Annotated in this window: 1 pseudogene; it reads right to left on the bottom strand. The window is 56.8% G+C overall.

The features are described 5' to 3' along the window. A pseudogene (locus tag QP381_RS08960) lies at window positions 1-285 on the bottom strand (hypothetical protein); the annotation flags it as partial.

Genomic DNA, 285 nt, shown 5'->3' on the forward strand with positions numbered 1-285 from the left:
CGCCCAGGTTGACGCTCAGGGTTTCGCTCTGCGAACCGTTGACCGAGATAGAGATGGACTGGGACTTGGACAGCGACTGCTTTAGCGGAATAGTGCTCTTCGACTTGTTAGTGGTCGAGATGGTGCCTACCGGCAGGAAGTTGTCGGTCACCTTGTAGACCACGGTGCGGTGATCTTCCCAGGCGTTGCAGATCGGGCGAGGATTCAGGATGTTCGCCTTGATGTGATCGCTGCCGTGCGAAGTGTGAATGATCGGGAGATTGGCGTTGTTGGCCGGAGTCTCTG

Source organism: Pauljensenia sp. UMB6358 (assembly GCF_030216865.1).
GTDB classification, from domain to species: Bacteria; Actinomycetota; Actinomycetes; order Actinomycetales; family Actinomycetaceae; genus Pauljensenia; species Pauljensenia turicensis_A.